At 60.8% G+C, this 16,112-nt stretch carries 17 protein-coding genes; 13 read left to right on the top strand and 4 right to left on the bottom strand.

Annotation, left to right across the window (positions count from 1 at the left end; translation table 11 throughout):
* Positions 1–108 precede the first annotated feature (108 nt).
* The 5 genes from ACK4R0_RS06030 to ACK4R0_RS06010 all read left to right on the top strand — a co-directional run bounded on the left by ACK4R0_RS06030 (position 109) and on the right by ACK4R0_RS06010 (position 3,424).
* Positions 109–576 (top strand): hypothetical protein, encoded by a 468-nt coding sequence (locus ACK4R0_RS06030; RefSeq protein WP_409671745.1) that lies wholly within the window; start codon positions 109–111, stop codon positions 574–576.
* A gap of 263 nt (positions 577–839) precedes the next feature.
* Complete coding sequence (locus ACK4R0_RS06025) at positions 840–1,763, top strand: IS1595 family transposase (RefSeq protein WP_409671742.1); 924 nt, start codon at positions 840–842, stop codon at positions 1,761–1,763.
* Positions 1,764–1,789: 26 nt separating this feature from the next.
* Positions 1,790–1,975, top strand: a complete 186-nt coding sequence (locus ACK4R0_RS06020) for a hypothetical protein (RefSeq protein WP_409671739.1) — start codon at positions 1,790–1,792, stop codon at positions 1,973–1,975.
* A 37-nt stretch (positions 1,976–2,012) separates the two neighbouring features.
* The gene (locus ACK4R0_RS06015; protein WP_409671736.1) at positions 2,013–2,831 is read left to right on the top strand and encodes a hypothetical protein; all 819 of its coding nucleotides are present in this window, start codon (positions 2,013–2,015) and stop codon (positions 2,829–2,831) included.
* Positions 2,832–3,019: 188 nt separating this feature from the next.
* Entirely contained in the window at positions 3,020–3,424 is a 405-nt protein-coding gene (locus ACK4R0_RS06010) for a hypothetical protein (RefSeq protein ID WP_409671733.1), read from the top strand.
* A gap of 33 nt (positions 3,425–3,457) precedes the next feature.
* On the opposite strand, the gene era is transcribed toward ACK4R0_RS06010, so the two are convergent.
* Genes era through lepB form a run of 3 tightly spaced genes read right to left on the bottom strand, consistent with a single transcriptional unit; the run spans position 3,458 to position 5,870 of the window.
* Positions 3,458–4,390, bottom strand: coding sequence for a GTPase Era (era, locus tag ACK4R0_RS06005; RefSeq protein WP_409671730.1), 933 nt, complete (start codon positions 4,388–4,390; stop codon positions 3,458–3,460).
* On the bottom strand, positions 4,387–5,085 hold the full coding sequence (gene rnc / locus ACK4R0_RS06000) for a ribonuclease III (RefSeq protein ID WP_409671727.1): 699 nt from the start codon (positions 5,083–5,085) through the stop codon (positions 4,387–4,389). The genes era and rnc overlap by 4 nt, the downstream gene beginning before the upstream one ends.
* Complete coding sequence (lepB, locus tag ACK4R0_RS05995; protein ID WP_409671724.1) at positions 5,058–5,870, bottom strand: signal peptidase I; 813 nt, start codon at positions 5,868–5,870, stop codon at positions 5,058–5,060. The genes rnc and lepB overlap by 28 nt, the downstream gene beginning before the upstream one ends.
* A gap of 137 nt (positions 5,871–6,007) precedes the next feature.
* On the opposite strand from lepB, the gene pgi reads away from it, so the two are divergent.
* Together pgi and gorA are read left to right on the top strand one after the other, a co-directional pair.
* Positions 6,008–7,525, top strand: coding sequence for a glucose-6-phosphate isomerase (gene pgi / locus ACK4R0_RS05990; protein WP_409671721.1), 1,518 nt, complete (start codon positions 6,008–6,010; stop codon positions 7,523–7,525).
* A 37-nt stretch (positions 7,526–7,562) separates the two neighbouring features.
* Complete coding sequence (gorA, locus tag ACK4R0_RS05985) at positions 7,563–8,909, top strand: glutathione-disulfide reductase (RefSeq protein WP_409671718.1); 1,347 nt, start codon at positions 7,563–7,565, stop codon at positions 8,907–8,909.
* 9 nt (positions 8,910–8,918) lie between these two features.
* Here the strand turns inward: gorA and ACK4R0_RS05980 are convergent, their stop codons facing one another.
* Positions 8,919–10,319, bottom strand: coding sequence for a short-chain fatty acyl-CoA regulator family protein (locus tag ACK4R0_RS05980; RefSeq protein WP_409671715.1), 1,401 nt, complete (start codon positions 10,317–10,319; stop codon positions 8,919–8,921).
* Between the two features lie 110 nt (positions 10,320–10,429).
* Between ACK4R0_RS05980 and ACK4R0_RS05975 the strand changes: the two genes are divergently transcribed.
* From ACK4R0_RS05975 to scpA, 6 genes are all read left to right on the top strand, one after another.
* Entirely contained in the window at positions 10,430–11,956 is a 1,527-nt protein-coding gene (locus ACK4R0_RS05975) for an acyl-CoA carboxylase subunit beta (protein WP_409671712.1), read from the top strand.
* Between the two features lie 59 nt (positions 11,957–12,015).
* The gene (locus ACK4R0_RS05970; protein WP_409671709.1) at positions 12,016–12,309 is read left to right on the top strand and encodes a hypothetical protein; all 294 of its coding nucleotides are present in this window, start codon (positions 12,016–12,018) and stop codon (positions 12,307–12,309) included.
* On the top strand, positions 12,306–12,521 hold the full coding sequence (locus tag ACK4R0_RS05965; protein WP_409671706.1) for a hypothetical protein: 216 nt from the start codon (positions 12,306–12,308) through the stop codon (positions 12,519–12,521). The genes ACK4R0_RS05970 and ACK4R0_RS05965 overlap by 4 nt, the downstream gene beginning before the upstream one ends.
* A complete protein-coding gene (gene mce / locus ACK4R0_RS05960; RefSeq protein ID WP_409671703.1) occupies positions 12,518–12,967 on the top strand; it encodes a methylmalonyl-CoA epimerase in 450 nt (149 codons plus the stop codon). The genes ACK4R0_RS05965 and mce overlap by 4 nt, the downstream gene beginning before the upstream one ends.
* A gap of 191 nt (positions 12,968–13,158) precedes the next feature.
* Positions 13,159–13,941, top strand: coding sequence for an enoyl-CoA hydratase-related protein (locus ACK4R0_RS05955; protein WP_409671700.1), 783 nt, complete (start codon positions 13,159–13,161; stop codon positions 13,939–13,941).
* Positions 13,942–13,963: 22 nt separating this feature from the next.
* Complete coding sequence (gene scpA / locus ACK4R0_RS05950; RefSeq protein WP_409671697.1) at positions 13,964–16,102, top strand: methylmalonyl-CoA mutase; 2,139 nt, start codon at positions 13,964–13,966, stop codon at positions 16,100–16,102.
* Positions 16,103–16,112: the final 10 nt, after the last annotated feature.

Here is a 16,112-nt window from a genome sequence, read left to right as displayed (position 1 = left end):
AAAAGAAATTGGGCTTTGGCCATACATGGGCAAGGTGCGGGGTCACAAATATTCTCTTGCTCTGGCCCGCAACTGGGGAGATTATGGTTTCCTATTTAAGGGGGGACTATGACGAACAGGGTTCATATCGATGCACCGGCAGGTATCGTGGAAATCGAGGGGGAGAAGGATTTTGTGGAGGGACTCTTGGCGAAGTTGTTCCCGCTACTCGAGGAGGCAGGCTTCGGCAGTCGGGCCACCGCCAAGACTAATCAAATAGACATCGGCGACGAAACGCCCGAGCCAGAGGACGAGGGCGCCGAAGAGAGTTCGATTACAAAAGCTAAGGCTAAACGGAAGCGCAGCGTCGCACCCAAGGGACATTCATGCGCTGACCGGATGCTTTCTATGAAGAGTGTCGGTTTCTTCAAAGAAAAGCGCGGCACGGCGGACATTGTGACTGGCCTTGCCGAAAAAGGGTTCACACATAAACCTAATCAGGTGTCTGCTGCTGGTGAATCTCTTTTCAAGAGAGGTCTCCTCCAGAGAACCAAGGAGGGTAATGGTCCCTTTCAATACTATTGGGACAGGGATTAATCTTTGAGCATTCCAAGCCTAAAGGTAGCGTTAGCAGCTATTCCGGTCGAACTCCTTGACCCACTTATCGACCAATTCGAGCAGGCTCTTTACGAATACCGTGCTGCTGATTGGGAAAAGGTGGGCCTCAAGGCAGGCAAATTTTGCGAGATAGCCTATTGGATTTGTGCGGGGCATGCGACCGGATTCTATACGCACTTGCCATCAAAACGGGACCTATATACATGCTTGACCCAACGGCGAGTTGGTGCTAGTTATAATGCATGAGCAAGATCGTAGAATTTAAGAGCCTGTTTGACCTCCTGAAAGTCATCCCCGACGAGCAGGCTGCGATTGACCACTTCACTGCGATTCGGTGGAAAAATGGCGCGTTTTGCCCGTTTTGCGGCAGCACGAAGGTTTATCACTTTTCAGACAAGCGCACCCACAAGTGCGGCGATTGCCGGAAGCGTTTCTCGATCAAGGTCGGAACAATCTTTCAGGACACCAAAATCCCGCTGCAAAAATGGCTAATGGCCGTTTGGCTCATCACCTCACATAAGAAGGGTATCGCGAGCACGACGCTGGCCCGCGATATCGACGTGACGCAAAAGACTGCTTGGTTCATGCTGCATCGTCTCCGGGCAGCAGCGACCACTGAGTCGTTCAGTGCGCCGCTGGATGGGGTAGTCGAAGCCGACGAGACGTTTGTCGGCGGCAAAGAGAAGAACAAGCATGCTCGCGACCGCAAGGGCGGAACGCAGGGTGGCAAGGGAAAGGCCGTAGTGTTTGGCATGCTTGACCGTGATGGCGATCTCCGCACGATCCATACCAACGACCAGCGCGCCAAGACCGTGCAGAGCATAATTGACGCTAATGTCGCGCGTGGCTCGACGATCATGACCGATGAGCATGCATCATTTGTTGGGCTTTCGGACCGCTATTTCCATCACAGGGTGAATCATAGCGCCGGGGAATACGTGCGTGATTTCTGCATCCACACGAACGGCATTGAGAGTGTCTGGGCGCTCCTAAAGCGGCAGATTGTAGGCATTCACCATGTGATCAGCCCAAAACATCTCTCTCGCTATCTTAACGAGATGACATGGCGCTTTAACCGCCGCGAACAAGCCGATGGTGCCCGCCTGAACAGTCTTCTCGCCGCCGCTGATCGCAGTCCGTTGCCATATCGCGAGTTGATCGCGTGAACGCGCGCAAAAAAGGAAAACCTGACATGGATATGTCAAACCTTGGCTTTGATGAGGCGCTCGCACGTCTTATTCAAACCGACCCAAAAGAAATTGCTAACTTGCATGAGCGAGTCGCAAAAGACGCGAAGGAAATTGAGAGCGATGCCAAAGAGCACTTCGACGATATCAAATCCGGCGGTAGAAGGTTCAAGCGCCCCTTCCGTCCTTGACTTTTTGTATCATGACAGTCGCAGGATCGGTTCGTTTTTGGCTCAGTTTGAAGGCGACGGCCACCTTCAGGAGTTTACCCGAACCAAGGATGGCACGAAGGGTAAACGAGATTCAAGTTCCCACGAGGCGCAAGGGACTGTCGGCATAGCAGGTGGCAAAGTTCAGGGTGGAACCGAAACAGCAGTTGAGATGCAAGAAGGTTATGCAAGGGTGTTTGATCCTCTGTGGTCGAATGCCAGGGCGTTTCTGGATTACCTGAGCGAGAATCAGTTGATGCAGCAGGACCTCTCGCAAGCATCAATCGGCCAATTTGTAATCGCATCAGGCTTTCTTAGCATTCAAGACTTGGCGATGTTCAAGGAGGCATGGAAAGCCCCATCCATCCAAAGGCAGGTGAAGGCTGGGGCCGGTCTTGGCCAAAAGCGGGCAAATATGACGGCTGCCCAAAAGGCTATGGCGCAACAGCAGCAGAATAATACTGATATGTTTCTAGATATGATCCAGATAATGCCGCACTCAGTCCATGCAAGATTGCTTACTCAGAGTAACGATAGCACAAAATTGGTGTGGTCCACGCTTAACCCAGAAAGTCTAGTAGCCCCTGCAAGCGATTTGACCCTAACATACGGGGACACAATGGCTGGCGAATGGTCGCTCGTTGGCATTCTGAGCGCCTACCCTGAATACATGACGCCAGATTTCGATCAACAATTTAATGCAGACGACTTCGGGATGACTGAGAGTATTATTGGTCAAATATCAAAAATATTAGCACCCATCGTCCGTGTTACACTAGGTAGGCCTGCCGCAGCCTATGCGATCACCCCGCTTCTGATTTTTCGCGAGGTATCGTAGGTCACACACGTATATAGGTCCCATCAAAACCGAGTAACTTTCCACAATCCTGTCGCGACCTTGAGCAGCACAACGGAGCCAAGGGACGATCGCTATGCATGCAAGTTCCGAAAGTGCTTACCGCACTTTATGAGCTAAGGAATAGTCGTGCAATAGGCCATGTGTCACCCGATATAAGCCCTAACCACATGGACGCCGAGCTTTTCCTTCGCGGCATGAAGTGGGTGATGGGGGAACTCGTCCGCAACTATTCCCAACTCACACTTATAGACTCACACGCCGTCGTCGAAGCGGTCACTGTCCGGACCTTCCACATGGTATGGTCAAATGGCGATGTGAGGCGAGTACTTGATCCAGCGCGAACTGCTAGCCAAAAGGTGCTAATTTTACTCTATGCTGAAAGCAAACCCGTGTCTATTATACAGCTACAATCATGGATAGAATATAAAAACCAAACAGATTTCAAACGCAAAGTCCTTAAAGACCTTCACAAGAAAGCGTTGGTTCAGTTTGATGAAAAAGCAGAGACAGTCGAAATCTTGCCTACTGGACAGACTCTTGTCGAGACTACAGGTTTGCTCATCATGAAATAAATGATTAAGTTTTGGTATCGTAGTAGTCACCCCCTACTTCACCCACCCCAGCCCGATCGTCTCATAAATCTCGCGGTCCTCGTCCCAACCTTCCTGCACCTTGACGTGCAGATACAGGTGGACATCGACGCCGAGCACCTTGGCGAGTTCCTTGCGCGCCTTTTCGCCGATTTCCTTGATCCGCGATCCTCCTTTGCCGAGCACGATCGCGCGCTGGGTGTCGCGGGCGACGAGGATTTGCTGGTGGATCTCGACCGAGCCATCCTTGCGGGTGACGTATTTTTCCGGGACCACCGCGCTGGCATAAGGCAGTTCGGCATGGAGCTGGTTGAAGAGCTGTTCGCGGGTGATTTCGGTCGCCAGGATGCGCTCGCTGGCGTCCGAGACCTGGTCTTCGGGGAAGTGCCACGCGCCTTGCGGCATCGCATCGGCGAGGAACGCCTTGAGTTCCGGAACGCCGTCGCCGGTCTGCGCGCTGACGAAGAACACCTCGTCGAACTGGCCCGCGGCGTGCAGCTTTTGCGCCTGAATCAGCAATTTGTCCTTGGCGGCGATATCGACCTTGTTGAGCACCAGGATCTTGCGTTCGCGGCGCTCGGCAAGCTGTTCGACCAAGGTTGTCAGCCGGTCGTTGAGCCTGGCCTTGGCATCGACCACCAATGCGATCACGTCGGCGCCATCCGAGCCTTCCCACGCCGCGCTGACCATCGCGCGGTCAAAGCGACGGTTGGGGTCGAAGATGCCGGGCGTATCGACCAGCATCAGCTGGGTGTTGCCCGCGATCGCGATGCCCAGCAGCCGCACGCGCGTGGTCTGCGCCTTGGGGCTGGTGATGGCGACCTTCTGGCCGACGAGCTGGTTGACCAATGTCGACTTGCCGGCATTGGGTGCGCCGATCACGGCGACGAGGCCGCAGCGGGTTTCGGCTGCCGAAGGTGCGGCGGGGGAGGGGGTAGCTTCTGTCATGTCGTGTGCTCCGCCAGAAACTGCCGTGCGGCAAGCGTTTCGGCTTCCTGTTTGCTGGTCCCGGTCGCTTCTGCGGCGCCCAGTCCCTTGATTTCGACCCGCACGGTAAAGCGCAGATCATGGTCGGGCCCGGACTTGCCGAGCATGGTATAGGTTGGCGTCTTGCGGTTGCGCGCGGCGGCCCATTCCTGCAATTCGGATTTGGGGTGGCGCGGCGCCTCGCTGATCTCGGCGATCCGTGTCCCCCAGTGGCGTTCGATGAAGGCGCGCGCGCGCTCCATGCCGCCATCGAGATAGAGCGCGCCGATCAGCGCCTCGACGACATCGCCCAGGATGTTGGTGCTGCCCGCACCGCCATCGTCACGCGCCTGCTTGCCCAGCCGGATCAGCGGGCCCAGGTTGCACGCGCGCGCAATCTCCGCGCAGCTTTCGCGCGACACCAGCCGGTTGAGAAAGGCCGACATCTGGCCTTCGGCGGCCTTGGGGAAGCGGGCATAGAGCAGGTCGGCGATGACCATGCCCAAGACCCGGTCGCCCAGAAACTCGAGCCGCTGATAATCGGGGGTCTGGCCGGTGCTGCCGTGAGTCAGTGCCTGCACGAACAGGGCAGCATCTAGGGGCTCATGATCGATGATCGGCCCCAGCGCCGCAAAATCGATCGCTGCGCTCAAAACCCTTCCCCGATGCGGTCCCATCGCGCGGCGGTGAACCATGTCCACGGCAGGAACCAGCTGGCCGACCCGTCGGTGGAGAACACCGAAACCAGCGCGCGGCCGACCAGGTGATCCTGCGGAACGATGCCGATGCCCTGGCCTTCCACCGCCGGAAAACGGCTGTCGAGGCTGTTGTCGCGGTTGTCACCCATCAGGAACATGTGTCCTTCAGGCACGATGATCGCCTCGGTGGTGTCGCGCGGCGCATCGATGAGGTCGAGCACGTAATAGCTCTTGCCGTTGGGCAGGGTCTCGCGAAAGCGCGGGTAGCTGCACACTGATGTGCCGTCGCTCTGCGGAACCTCGAAGCTGCGATCATAACAGCGGGTGTTGGGCGAAACCGGGATGATGAAATCTGCAACCCGCTGCTTTTTCACCGCTTCGCCGTTGAGCCAGACGGTGCCGTCGCGCATCTCGATGGTGTCGCCCGGCAGCCCGATGACCCGCTTGATATAGTCCGATCCGGCGGTCGGCGGTGCCTTGAACACCACGACGTCGCCGCGCTCGGGCTGGCTCGCCAGAATGCGCCCGGGGATCAGCGGCAGGTTGAACGGCAGGCTGTAGCGCGAATAGCCATAGGACCATTTCGACACCAGCAGATAGTCGCCGACAACCAGCCGCGGCTGCATCGATTCCGAAGGAATGTTGAACGGCGAGATGATGAAGCTGCGCAGGATAAAGAAGAAAATCGCCAGCTTGACCAGAAATTGCAGAAAATCCGCCGTTTCGGACTTGGCTTTGGGAGCTTTTGCGGCGGTTTCGGTCATTTTCTCCCTTTGCGGGTGGCCCTATCCGTCGTCAAGCCCCTCTCGACGAAGCGGCGTCGGTGGCGAAGCCCCTCGCCAAGCCGAACATGCCCCGCTAAACCCAGGCGCGACACAGAAACCGACGAAAGAGAGTATCCATGCCGCACAGCGCCGACGTGATCTGGCAATCGATTGCAGACCATCCCCGCGCCGCCCTTGGGCAGCTTTTCGCGGGCGATCCCGAGAGGCTGGCAAAACTGTCTCACCGCATCGCCATCGGCGGCACCGACATGCTTTTCGACCTGTCCAAGACGCATCTGGATGATGGCCTGCTCGGACTGTTCAACCAGTTGGCCGAAGCGATGCACCTGGCGGGCATGCGCGACCAGTTTCTCTCCGGCGCCAAGATCAACACCAGCGAGGATCGCGCATCCGAGCACCCGGCAGAGCGCGGCATGGGGGCCAGCGACGCCGTCGAGCAGGCGACGATGTTCCACGCGCGCATGGCAGCGCTGGTCGAAGCCATCGATGATGGACTGCTCGGCGAGATCAAGCACATCCTGCACATCGGCATCGGCGGATCGGCGCTGGGGCCCAAATTGGTGATCGACGCGCTGTGCCGCGACAGCGATCGCTATGACGTCGCGGTGGTCGCCAATGTCGACGGCGAGGCGCTGTCCGAGGCGGTGGCCAAGTTCGATCCGGCCAAGACCTTGGTCGCGATCGCGTCGAAGACCTTCACCACCACCGAAACGCTGATGAACGCCAACAGCGCGGTCGAGTGGCTGCGCGAGGGCGGGGTGGAAGATCCCTATGGCCAATTGGTCGCATTGACCGCCGCGCCCGACAAGGCAGCCGAATGGGGCATCGACGAGACCCGCATCCTGCCGTTCGGCGAGAGCGTCGGCGGGCGTTATTCGGTATGGTCGAGCATCGGCTTTCCGGTCGCGATGGCGCTGGGTAACGAGGGCTTTGCCGCGTTCCGCGCCGGCGCGCTGGCAATGGACGAGCATTTCGTCACCGCGCCGTGGGAGCGCAACATGCCGGTGCTCGCGGCCTTCGCCGATCTGTATTACGCACAGGCGCGCGGCTGCCAGACCCGCGCGGTGTTTGCCTATGACGAGCGCCTGCGGCTGCTGCCGAGCTATCTTCAGCAGCTCGAGATGGAGAGCAACGGCAAGCAGGTGATGCGCGATGGCAGCGCGCTCACCCGGCCGAGCGCGCCGATCACCTGGGGCGGGGTGGGCACCGATGCCCAGCACGCGGTGTTCCAGTTGCTGCATCAGGGCACGCATCTGGTGCCGGTGGAATTCATCGCGGCGCGGCTTGCGGCGCACGAATTCGACGAAGCGCACCATCAGGCGCTGCTCACCAACTGCTTCGCGCAGGGTGCCGCGCTGATGCAGGGCAAGGCCAGCGAGGATCCGCAGCGCAACTACCCCGGCGACCGGCCGTCTTCGACGATCCTGCTCGACAGCGTCGACCCCGCCAGCCTCGGCGCGCTGCTGGCGTTCTACGAACACCGCACCTTTGCCAACGCAATGCTGCTGGGGATCAATCCTTTTGACCAGTTCGGAGTTGAATTGGGCAAGGAAATCGCCAAATCCATGGGCGACCGCCAATCCGGCGATTTCGACCCTTCCACTGCCGCGCTGATCGAAGCTGCAGGTCTGTAAGGGCCGTCCCTATACCAGTTCCCGGGAGTTTGAGTGCATGAGTGACTATGATTTCGACCTGTTCGTCATCGGAGCAGGATCGGGCGGGGTGCGTGCCTCGCGCATCGCCTCGTCTTACGGCGCCAAGGTCGCGGTGGCGGAGGAATACCGCGTCGGCGGCACCTGCGTCATTCGCGGCTGCGTCCCCAAGAAGCTGCTGGTCTATGGATCGCACTTTGCCGAGGATCTGGAAGATGCGCAGAATTATGGCTGGACCATCGAGGGCGCGAAGTTCAGCTGGCAGGTGCTGCGCGACCGCGTTCTGGGCGATGTCGACCGGCTGAATGCGGCGTACACCAGCACGCTCAACAACCACAATGTCACGATCATCGAGGAACGCGCGACGATCATCGCGCCGCACCGGGTCAAGCTCGCCAGCGGCAAGGAGATCAGCGCGAAGTACATCCTGATCGCGGTCGGCGCGCGTCCGTTCGTGCCCGATTTCCCGGGCGCCGAACACATCCTGACCTCGAACGACATGTTCCATCTAGACGAACTGCCCAGGCGGGCGGTGATCGCGGGCGGTGGCTATATCGCCAACGAGTTCGCGGGCATCCTCAATGGCCTGGGCACGAAGGTGACCATCGTCAACCGCGGCGACAGCATCCTGCGCGGCTATGACGAATCGCTGCGCGACCGGCTGTTGCAGATTTCGATGACCAAGGGCATCGAGTTCAAGTTCAAGGCGCCGTTCGAAAAGGTCGAAAAGCGCGAGGACGGCTCTTTCGACGTCTATCTCAAGGGCCAGGACCCGATCCACACCGACATCGTGATGTTCGCCACCGGGCGCGTTCCCAATGTCGAGGGTCTGGGTCTGGAGCATGCGGGCATCGAGACCGACGATCAGGGCGCGATCCCGGTCGACGAATACAGCAAGACGGCTTGCGACAGCATCTATGCGGTGGGCGATGTCACCAACCGGGTGCAACTGACCCCCGTGGCGATCCGCGAGGGCCAGGCGTTTGCCGACACCGTGTTCGGCGACAAGCCCAGCACCGTCGACTACAACTGCATCCCGACGGCGGTGTTCTCGCAGCCACCGATCGCGTCTGTCGGCCTGACCGAGGGCGAGGCGCGCAACCGTTATGGCAACATCCGCGTGTACTCATCCGACTTCCGCCCTATGCGCAATGTCTTCGCGCACCGTGCCGAGCGCGGGCTTTACAAGATGATCACCGAGGAACCTTCGGGCAAGATTCTGGGCCTGCACATGATCGGCCCGGATTCGCCCGAAATCCTGCAGGCAGCGGCGGTTGCGGTGAAGGCGGGGCTCACCAAGCAGGCGTTCGATGACACCGTTGCGCTGCACCCGAGCATGGCCGAAGAACTGGTGTTGATGAAGTAAAAGCGATCGTTACCCGATCCGGTACGGCACCATGCCGCGCCGGTCGGGGTCGATCAGCAACGGGCGATCGGTGGGCGGGAACGCGCGCTGGTCGCAATTGTCGCGTGGGCAGGTGCGGCAGCCGATGCCGATTGGGGTGACCGCCCCCACCGCAGTGGTATCGAGCCCATCGGCATAAATGAAATGCCGCGCGTGCTCGACTTCGCAGCCCAAGGCGACGGCATAACGGCGCGGCTTGCGGCCATAGCTGCCCGAGGGCTTGACCAGCCCCTTGGCCATCGAGACATAGCGCACCCCGTCGGGGGTCTCGGCGAGCTGCACCAGAATGCGGTCGGGGATCGCGGCGGCCTCGTGCACCACCCAGAGCGGACACGCGCCGCCAAAACGCGCGAACTGCAGCCGGGTGGCGCTGTGCCTTTTGGTGATGTTGCCCGCCATGTCGACCCGGCAGAAGAACACCGGCAGCCCACGCGCGCCCGGGCGCTGCAGCGTGGAAAGCCGGTGGCAGGCCTGCTCGAAGCTGACGCCGAAGCTCTGGGCGAGCTGCTCGATGTCATGACGGCATGCCATCGCGGCGCTGCGGAACGCGGCATAAGGCATCACCAAAGCGCCAGCGGCGTAATTCGCCAGACCCACCGCGACCAGCTTGCGCGCCTGTTCGCTGCGCAGGTCCGCGCTGGCGGCGAGGGCGGCGATGGCGTCGCGCATTTCCTCGGCGACCAGTCTGTGCGCCAGTTGGAAATAGCGAGATTCAGGCGCCATGCTGCGATCGAGCGACAAGGTGCGGCTCTCGCGGTCGAAGCGGCTGAGCGCGGAATCGGAACTCGATCCCTGCCAGCCCGCCACGGTGATGCCATGACGGGCGTGCAGCCGCGCCACCAAGGCGTCACCACCCAGTGTTTCGCCGACCTCGCCTGCAATGCGTTCAGCGTCGCGGTCGAGCAGGTCGATATAATTGCCCGCCTCGTGAAACCAGTCGCGCACCTCTTCCCATGGTAGCCGCGCGGTGTGCTGGCCGGTGCCCGCGAGGCTGTCGTCGAGCATCGCGGCGCGCTCCTGTGCCTGGCGGTAGCCATGGTACAAGGTGCTGAGCATCGCGGCGAAATCGGGCTGCACTTCCTGCCAGCGCGCGAGCCGGGCCGGGTCGATATCCGCGCCTGCGAACAACGGATCGTCGAGGATGATCTGCAGCGCTTGCCCTGTGTCGGCATCGCTGTCGGTATCGAAGGCGAACCGCCGCGACAATGCGGTCAGCACTGCGGTGGTCACCGGGCGCTCGTCGTTTTCGATCTGGCTGAGATAGCTCGCCGAAATTCCCAGCGCCTGCGCCATAGCCGCCTGGTTCAATCCGCTGCGGCGGCGGGCAGTGCGGACGCGCGATCCTGCGTAGAGGCGCTTGCGGGTGGACATGCCGCATCGCTAGTTTGCAAACAAACGCTTTGCAAGTTTGCAATTTAACATTTGCGCCTGCCTTCAAAGGCTGAAATGGATGCGGTCCGAAATTCAGACAAGAGGATGCGATGCAGGCCATATTGGAAGAACTCGCCGAGCGGCGTGAGAAGGCGCAGTTGGGCGGCGGCATCAAGCGGATCGAGGCGCAGCACGCCAAGGGCAAGCTGACCGCGCGCGAGCGGCTCGACGTGCTGCTCGATCCGGGCAGCTTTGAAGAGCTCGATATGTATGTCGAGCACAATTGCGTCGACTTCGGCATGCAGGATCAGATCATCCCCGGCGATGGCGTGGTCACCGGTTCGGGCACGGTCAATGGCCGTCTGGTCTTCGTGTTCAGCCAGGATTTCACCGTGTTCGGCGGTTCGCTCTCGGAGCGGCACGCGCAGAAAATCTGCAAGATCATGGATATGGCGCTGAAGGTCGGCGCGCCGGTGATCGGGCTCAATGATTCTGGCGGCGCGCGCATCCAGGAAGGCGTTGCGTCGCTCGGCGGCTATGCCGAGGTGTTCCAGCGCAACGTGCTGGCCAGCGGCGTGGTGCCGCAGCTTTCATTGATCATGGGGCCATGCGCAGGCGGCGCGGTGTACAGCCCCGCGATGACCGACTTCATTTTCATGGTGAAGGATTCGAGCTACATGTTCGTCACCGGTCCCGATGTGGTCAAGACCGTGACCAACGAGGTGGTGACGCAGGAAGAGCTCGGCGGCGCGGTGACGCACACCGCCAAGTCGGGCGTTGCTGATGTGGCGTTCGACAACGACATCGAGGCGCTGCTCGCCGCGCGCGACCTGATCGACTACCTGCCGTTGTCGAACCGCGAGGACCTGCCAGAGCGCCCGACCGCCGATCCCTTTGACCGGATCGAGAACAGCCTCGACATGCTGATCCCGGCCAACCCGAACATGCCCTACGACATGCACGAGCTGATCAGGAAGACGCTCGACGAGGGCGAGTTCTTCGAGATCCAGCCGACGCATGCGGGCAACATCATCACCGGCTTCGGCCGCATCGAGGGCCGCACCGTGGGCGTGGTCGCCAACCAGCCGATGGTGCTCGCCGGCTGCCTCGACATCAACTCGTCCAAGAAGGCCGCGCGCTTCGTGCGGTTCTGCGATTGCTTCGAGATCCCGATCATCACCTTCGTCGACGTCCCCGGCTTCCTGCCCGGCGTCGCGCAGGAGCACAGCGGCATCATCAAGCACGGCGCGAAACTGCTCTACGCCTATGCCGAGGCGACTGTCCCGAAGATCACCGTCATCACCCGCAAGGCCTATGGCGGCGCGTACGACGTGATGGCGTCAAAGCACCTGCGCGGCGACCTCAACTACGCCTGGCCGACTGCGGAAATCGCGGTGATGGGCGCCAAGGGCGCGGTCGAGATCATCTTCCGCGGCAAGACCGCAGACGAGATCGCCGAGCGCACCAAGGAATACGAGGCGCGCTTTGCCAATCCGTTCGTCGCGGCGGCCAAGGGCTTTATCGACGAGGTGATCATGCCGCACTCGACCCGGCGGAGGATCGCGCTTGGCTTACGGAAGCTGCGGAACAAGCAGCTGGAGAACCCGTGGAAAAAGCATGACAATATTCCGTTGTGACCAGCTTGCATCCATCCCACCAAACATTACAATGACATTGTAATGTGAAGGAGAGTACGATGCAGACCGAACGTGTGACGTTTCTGACTAGCCGCGACCATAAGGCTGCGCTTGATGCCTATGCCAGCAGAACCGGCCAGTCTGTCGGTAATGTCGTTCGCGAGGCGACCATGCGCTACATCTCTCAGCCTCAAGGCGCGAGCGAGGAAGAGGCGGAACTGGCGGCATTGGTTCAGCATGTGAACGAGGCGTTGCCTAAGATGCATGCATCGATTGACGGTATGATCGACGCGATGCGGGCAACGCATGAAGAGGTTGACCGCACCTTGCGCGCTGCGGGCATCCGCAAATGAGCGCGCTGGGCGACGCGCTGGCCGCACTGAAAAGCGTCGTTCTGATGCAGGAGCGACTAGACGTGATGCGGACGGAGCAATCCAGGATTTCCGAGGATGTGCGGGGCCTCAATGATTATCTGCTGTCGGTCGATAAGCGCGTTATTCGCATTGAAACGATGATCGAAATGTCCGGCCGAAATGGTGGGCAACCAAGGATTGAAGAAAGATGAAACTGGGCCGTCTCAACCATATCGGCGTCGCCACGCCCTCGATCGCGGACAGCATTGTGTTCTACCGCGATGTCATGGGCGCGACCAAGATTCACGAACCGTTCGACCTGCCCGAGCAGGGGGTGAAGGTGTGCTTTGTCGATACGCCTGGAGCTGACGGTGCGCTTAATGGCACGCAGATCGAGCTGATCGAGCCGTTGCCGGGCAATGCCTCGATCGCGGCGTTCCTCGAGAAGAACCCGAACGGCGGGCAGCATCATGTCTGCTATGAGGTGCCCGATATTCACGCGGCGAAGGCGGAGTTCGAGGGGCTAGGCAAACGGGTGCTGGGCGAGCCTCGGATCGGCGCGCATGGTACGCTGATTTTCTTCGTGCACCCCAAGGATATGGGCGGGGTGCTGACCGAGATTATGGAGACGCCGCCAGAAACGGATGGGGCGCATTAAACCTTCTCCCTCGATGGGAGAAGGATACGAAGCCTTGCCAGCTTGCTGGCTAGGCGCAGTTGGATGAGGGTGATGCAGAGCAGGCTTTGCGCAATGTCACCCTCACCCAGCTTCGACTAGGGCCGTTCGGCCCAAGTCTTCGCAGCCCTCTCCCATCAAGGGAGAGGGGTAACGAGAAGGGAGAGTTCAGGATGACCTACGAAACCATAAAGCTCGATATCGCCGACCAGATTGCCACCATCACGCTCAACGTGCCCGAGCGGCTCAATGCCTGTTCGCTGCCGATGGCGGGTGAGATCAACGATGCGCTCGATCATCTCGGCGACGCGCGCGCGCTGGTGATCACCGGCGCGGGCAAGGGTTTCTGCTCGGGCGCGGATCTGACCGGCGGGCGTGACAGCTCGATCTCGGGCGGGCAGGGCAGCTACAAGGCGCTGACCCAGCATTACAACCCGATGCTGCTCAAGCTGCACCGGCTGCACATCCCGACGATCAGCGCGGTCAACGGACCTGCTGCCGGCGTTGGCTGCTCGATCGGCCTCACGCCCGATTTCGTCGTGGCCAGCGACAAGGCGTATTTCCTGCAGGCGTTCGTCAACATCGGTCTGGTGCCCGATGGCGGCGCGAGCTGGATGCTCACCCGGCTGATCGGCAAGGCGCGCGCGACCGAGATGATGATGCTGGGCGAAAAGATCCCCGCCGCCAAGGCGCACGACTGGGGCATGGTCTACAAGGTGGTCGAGCACGACAGCCTGATGGATGAAGCGATGGCGCTGGCCAAGCGGCTCGCCGCGATGCCCACCGTCGCACTGGGCATCATGCGCAAGAACCTTGTCGAAGCGCTCGAATGCGATTTCGCCACCGCGCTCACCCGCGAGGCCGAAGGCCAGAAGATCGCGGGCGATACCAACGATGCGCGCGAGGGAGCAATCTCCTTCCTGCAGAAGCGCAAGCCGAACTTCACCGGCAGCTGATCATACACACGGGACCGATAGAATGACCGACACACCCAACATCACCGACTGGCAGGCGCTCGCCGAAAAGGAGGTCAAGGGACGCGATCTCACCTGGCAGACGCCCGAGGGGATCGCGGTCAAGCCGCTGTATACCGCGGACGATGTGTCGGTCGATCCCGGCCTTCCCGGCTTCGCGCCGTTCACCCGCGGGGTGCGCGCCAGCATGTATGCAGGCCGCCCCTGGACGATCCGGCAGTATGCCGGGTTCTCGACCGCCGAGGAATCGAACGCCTTCTATCGCCGCAATCTTGCTGCCGGGCAGAAGGGGCTTTCGGTTGCGTTCGATCTCGCCACCCACCGCGGCTATGACAGCGACCATCCGCGCGTTACCGGCGATGTCGGCAAGGCGGGCGTCGCGATCGACAGCGTCGAGGACATGAAGATCCTGTTCGACGGCATCCCGCTCGACAAGATGTCGGTCAGCATGACGATGAACGGCGCGGTGATCCCGATCCTCGCGTTCTTCATCGTCGCGGGCGAAGAGCAGGGCGTGAACCGCAAGCTGCTCGACGGGACCATCCAGAACGACATTCTCAAGGAGTTCATGGTCCGCAACACGTACATCTATCCGCCTGAGCCTTCGATGCGGATCATCTCGGACATCTTCGGCTACACCAGCCGCGAGATGCCCAAGTTCAACAGCATCTCGATCTCCGGCTATCACATGCAGGAAGCCGGCGCGACGCAGGTGCAAGAGCTCGCTTTCACCATCGCCGACGGCATGGAATATGTGAAATACGGCGTTGCCTCGGGGCTCGACATCGACAAGTTCGCAGGCCGCCTGAGCTTCTTTTTCGCGATCGGCATGAACTTCTTCATGGAAATCGCCAAATTGCGCGCTGCCCGCGTGCTGTGGCACCGGGTGATGACCAAGCTGGGCGCGCAGGACGAACGCTCCAAGATGCTGCGCACCCACTGCCAGACCTCGGGCGTGTCGCTCACCGAGCAGGACCCGTACAACAACGTCATCCGCACCACGATCGAGGCGATGGCCGCGATGCTGGGCGGCACGCAGTCGCTGCACACCAATGCGCTCGATGAAGCCATTGCATTGCCCACGGATTTCTCCGCGCGCATCGCCCGCAACACCCAGCTGGTGATCCAGGAAGAGACCGGGATGACCAACGTGGTCGATCCGCTGGGGGGCAGTTATTATATCGAGAGCCTGACGCAGGAGCTGGTCGACAAGGCGTGGGAGATCATCGAACGCGTCGAGAACGAAGGCGGCATGGCCAAGGCTGTCGCTGCCGGATGGCCCAAGGCGATGATCGAGGAGGCCGCTGCTGGACGCCAGGCACGTGTCGATCGCGCCGAGGATGTCGTGGTCGGGGTGAACAAGTATCGCCTGCCGAGCGAGGACCATCTCGAAACGCTCAATGTCGACAACGCCAAGGTGCGTGAGGGCCAGGTAGCGCGGATCGCATCGGTCAAGGCCTCGCGTGATGCGGCGGCGTGTCAGGCCGCGCTCGATGCATTGCGTGAGGGCGCGAAGGGCGATGGCAATTTGCTCGCGCTCGCGGTCGATGCCGCGCGGGCTCGTGCGACGCTCGGCGAAATCAGCCAGGCGATGGAGGATGTTTTCGGCCGCTATGCCACCGTGCCGACCCCGGTGAAGGGCGTGTACAGCGCGCCCTATGTCGATGATGGCCGCTGGGCGCAGGTGGTCGAGGGCGTGAAAGCCGTCGAGCGCCGTCTGGGCCGCAAGCCGAAGCTGCTTGTCGCCAAGATGGGGCAGGATGGGCATGATCGCGGCGCCAATGTCATCGCGTCGGCGTTCGGCGATCTGGGCTTCGAGATCGTCTCGGGTCCGCTGTTCCAGACGCCCGAGGAAACCGTAGTGCTTGCGCTCGAGAGCAATGTCGATGTCGTCGGAGCCTCCTCGCTGGCTGCCGGGCACAAGACGCTGATCCCCGAGCTGATCGCGGGCCTCAAGGAAGCCGGGCGCAACGACATCAAGGTGATCGTCGGCGGCGTCATTCCGCCGCAGGATTACGACTTCCTGCGCGATGCCGGCGTTCAGGGCATCTACGGGCCCGGATCGAATGTGGTCGAATGCGCTGCCGACGTGCTGCGCCTACTCGGCCACAACATGCCCCCCGTTCAGGAGGCTGCCGAGTGACAGCCCCAAC

It is taken from the genome of Blastomonas sp. (assembly GCF_046294995.1).
Lineage (GTDB): Bacteria > Pseudomonadota > Alphaproteobacteria > Sphingomonadales > Sphingomonadaceae > Blastomonas.
Note: the sequence above shows the minus strand (reverse complement) of the source record. Positions and strands in the feature narration are given on the sequence as shown.

What these genes read in the sequence shown, in the direction of transcription:
- ACK4R0_RS06030 (WP_409671745.1), top strand. Translation starts at nt 109, where the DNA reads ATGACGAACAGGGTTCATATCGATGCACCGGCAGGTATCGTGGAAATC.
- ACK4R0_RS06025 (WP_409671742.1), top strand. Translation starts at nt 840, where the DNA reads ATGAGCAAGATCGTAGAATTTAAGAGCCTGTTTGACCTCCTGAAAGTC.
- ACK4R0_RS06020 (WP_409671739.1), top strand. Translation starts at nt 1,790, where the DNA reads ATGGATATGTCAAACCTTGGCTTTGATGAGGCGCTCGCACGTCTTATT.
- ACK4R0_RS06010 (WP_409671733.1), top strand. Translation starts at nt 3,020, where the DNA reads ATGGACGCCGAGCTTTTCCTTCGCGGCATGAAGTGGGTGATGGGGGAA.
- era (WP_409671730.1), bottom strand. Translation starts at nt 4,390, where the DNA reads ATGACAGAAGCTACCCCCTCCCCCGCCGCACCTTCGGCAGCCGAAACC.
- rnc (WP_409671727.1), bottom strand. Translation starts at nt 5,085, where the DNA reads ATGGGACCGCATCGGGGAAGGGTTTTGAGCGCAGCGATCGATTTTGCG.
- lepB (WP_409671724.1), bottom strand. Translation starts at nt 5,870, where the DNA reads ATGACCGAAACCGCCGCAAAAGCTCCCAAAGCCAAGTCCGAAACGGCG.
- pgi (WP_409671721.1), top strand. Translation starts at nt 6,008, where the DNA reads ATGCCGCACAGCGCCGACGTGATCTGGCAATCGATTGCAGACCATCCC.
- gorA (WP_409671718.1), top strand. Translation starts at nt 7,563, where the DNA reads ATGAGTGACTATGATTTCGACCTGTTCGTCATCGGAGCAGGATCGGGC.
- ACK4R0_RS05980 (WP_409671715.1), bottom strand. Translation starts at nt 10,319, where the DNA reads ATGTCCACCCGCAAGCGCCTCTACGCAGGATCGCGCGTCCGCACTGCC.
- ACK4R0_RS05975 (WP_409671712.1), top strand. Translation starts at nt 10,430, where the DNA reads ATGCAGGCCATATTGGAAGAACTCGCCGAGCGGCGTGAGAAGGCGCAG.
- ACK4R0_RS05970 (WP_409671709.1), top strand. Translation starts at nt 12,016, where the DNA reads ATGCAGACCGAACGTGTGACGTTTCTGACTAGCCGCGACCATAAGGCT.
- ACK4R0_RS05965 (WP_409671706.1), top strand. Translation starts at nt 12,306, where the DNA reads ATGAGCGCGCTGGGCGACGCGCTGGCCGCACTGAAAAGCGTCGTTCTG.
- mce (WP_409671703.1), top strand. Translation starts at nt 12,518, where the DNA reads ATGAAACTGGGCCGTCTCAACCATATCGGCGTCGCCACGCCCTCGATC.
- ACK4R0_RS05955 (WP_409671700.1), top strand. Translation starts at nt 13,159, where the DNA reads ATGACCTACGAAACCATAAAGCTCGATATCGCCGACCAGATTGCCACC.
- scpA (WP_409671697.1), top strand. Translation starts at nt 13,964, where the DNA reads ATGACCGACACACCCAACATCACCGACTGGCAGGCGCTCGCCGAAAAG.